The following is a 2,625-nucleotide window of genomic DNA, read 5'->3' on the forward strand; positions in this document are numbered from 1 at the left end:
ACCCTCGTAAGCCCCTGTCCACCGTTCGGGGTGAACCTCATAGTGGACATCGCCGCCTGACATGGCAATGAGGGCCGAGCCTGCGATCGCGATGGCGCTGCCGGCGATCTTGAGAAATCCGAGCCTCTCTCGAAGGAATACCGCTGCCAGCCCGGCACTGAACACTGGTGCCGTTGCGACGAGCAGACTTGCTGTGCCAGCGGGCACGTTTACTTCCCCGCCGTTCAGCAGAAGTTGGTAGGCGCTCATTCCGGTAAACCCGCAGAACGCGATCATTGGCAGATCGCGCACACGGGGGAGTCTGACGCCGAGGAACGGGGCGGCGACCAGCAGGGCGACCGAAGCGACCGCGAGGCGCGCGAACGACAACCCGAGAGGGCCGTAGCCGGCGAGGCCGATCCGGATCGCCGGGAACGCGGACGCCCACAGGACGACCGTCGCGGCGAGGGCAAGGGGTGCTTTCCTGTTGGTCACCACCCCAGTCTGCCGGTTACTATGGAGAAGGTCTATTTAGTCTTTCCTCTCATACTGGTAAGGAAGCCTTATGCTTGAGGTTCGTCGGCTGAAGCTGCTCCACGAGTTGGCCCACTATGGCACGGTCGCGGCGACCGCTGAGGCGTTGCGGCTGACGGGGCCGGCTGTATCGCAGCAGTTGGCCACCCTCGAACGCGAAGCGGGGATGCAGTTGCTTGAGAAGCGGGGCCGCAAGCTTGTGCTCACCGACGCCGGTCAGCTGCTGGTCTCGCACGCTGACGTCATACTCGGCGATGTCGCAGCCGCTGAAGCCGCCCTGGACGCGATGCGCGCCAACGGTGCCGGGGTGGTGCGGGTCGCCGCCTTCCCCTCGGCGGCCAGAGCGCTGGTCGCGCCGGTGTGGGCGACCATACCGGGGGTCTCGCTGCGCCTCATCGAGCAGGAACCTGAGTTCGCCGTGAGCACTCTGATGCACCAGGAAGCGGACATCGCGGTGGTGCACAGCTACACGTTGTTGCCTCGGGAGACACCGGTCAACTGTGAGGAGCACGACCTCGTCGACGATCCCGTGCTGCTTGCGCTGTCACCTGAGCTTGCGGGCAAGCTAGGGTTGGCGGACGGGCAGAAGGCGCGGCTGAGCAGGTTCGCCGAACAGCCATGGCTGGTGCCGTCCAAGGAGTTTTCCTGTCACGAGATGATCCAGCGGGCTTGCGGCGCAGCCGGGTTTGTCCCGGACGTCGTCGCAGAGGCCACCGATTTCGGTGTGTTGACCGCGCTCGTTGCATCTGGTGCTGGCGTTGCCTTGGTCCCGCAGATGGCCCTGCCGGATGCCCGCGGCGAGGTCAGCCTTCACCCACTGTCGACGCGTATCACTCGGAAGGTGTACGCCCTGACGAGGAGTGGAGCTGCTCGCAGGCCGGATGTGCGGCAGGCACTGGGTCACTTCGGAGCGGTACTCGACGACTGACTTCGCGAGGATGGTCTGCCTCAACCGGGTAGTTCTTCTTACGCATTAAGTAAGAAAGCGCTACTAGTATTTACTAATCGATGTTGTCATGCTAGTGCCCATGGCTCATATTGACCTGCGAAGTGACACCTGTAGCCGTCCCACCAAGGCCATGCGTGAAGCGATGGCCTGGGCACACGTCGGCGACGACGTGTACGGCGATGACCCCACGGTCAAGGACTTGGAGGCGGAGACGGCGGCGTTGCTGGGCAAGGATGACGCGGTCTACATGCCAACGGGAACCATGACCAACCAGGTTGGCATCCGCGCGCACACGGAGGCTGGGGACGCGGTGCTGTTCGATCAGAACGCACACGTCTATCTTCTCGAAGGTGGCGCGCCGGCGGCCTACTCCGGAATCTTGCCCCGCCTTCTTCCTGGAGTTCGTGGAATCTTCACCTCAGAGGATGTTGTAGCTGCCGTGGGCCAGCCGCATCCGTTCTTCCCGTCGACGGTATCGGCTCCCGTCAAGCTCCTGTGCCTGGAGAACACCCACAACGGTGGTGGCGGAACGATCTGGCCGATCGACCAGCTGAAAGCAGTCACCGCCGTCGGTCGGGACCTCGGCCTGAACCTGCACCTTGACGGGGCGCGCCTCTGGCACGCGTCGGCTGCGACCGGAATCGACTTGCTGGAGTACGCCGGGCCCTTCGACACTGTGAGCGTTTGCTTCTCGAAGGCACTCGGTGCCCCAGTCGGCTCGTGCCTGGCGGGATCCGCCGAACTGGTCGCACGGGCCCGTCGCTTTAAACAACAAGTCGGCGGGGGGTTCAGGCAGGCCGGGATCGTCGCAGCAGGGGCGTTGCACGCTCTGCGCAACCACAGGGATCGGTTGCCCGAGGTGCACGCGAACGCGAAGCGATTCGCAGAAGCGGTGTCTCAGTTCGACGGCATCGACCTGAACCCCGAAGGTGTCGAGACCAACATCGTTCGCTTGCGCCTCACTGGCTTGAGATCTGCCGCCTTCGTCGACCAGGCTTACGATTTTGGACTGCACGTGCTGCCGTCAGGTGTGGACGGCGTACGGGCAGTGTTCTACCTTGACATTTCCGCAGAAGATACGGAACGTGCGATCGCTGTGGTGGCGAAGGTGCTTGCCGAAGTCTAAGAACTCCTAACAATATGGGGCTGGTGGGGGGAATGTG

At 63.5% G+C, this 2,625-nt stretch carries 3 protein-coding genes; 2 read left to right on the top strand and 1 reads right to left on the bottom strand.

Annotation, left to right across the window (positions count from 1 at the left end; all coding sequences use genetic code 11):
• The coding region (locus EIZ44_RS44355) for a DMT family transporter (protein ID WP_134734605.1) at positions 1–474 on the bottom strand (474 nt) is incomplete at its 3' end.
• A 70-nt stretch (positions 475–544) separates the two neighbouring features.
• On the opposite strand from EIZ44_RS44355, the gene EIZ44_RS44360 reads away from it, so the two are divergent.
• Complete coding sequence (locus EIZ44_RS44360; protein WP_134734606.1) at positions 545–1,441, top strand: LysR family transcriptional regulator; 897 nt, start codon at positions 545–547, stop codon at positions 1,439–1,441.
• A gap of 100 nt (positions 1,442–1,541) precedes the next feature.
• On the top strand, positions 1,542–2,588 hold the full coding sequence (locus EIZ44_RS44365) for a threonine aldolase family protein (RefSeq protein WP_134734607.1): 1,047 nt from the start codon (positions 1,542–1,544) through the stop codon (positions 2,586–2,588).
• Positions 2,589–2,625: the final 37 nt, after the last annotated feature.

It is taken from the genome of Amycolatopsis nivea, assembly GCF_004522235.1.
Lineage (GTDB): Bacteria > Actinomycetota > Actinomycetes > Mycobacteriales > Pseudonocardiaceae > Amycolatopsis > Amycolatopsis nivea.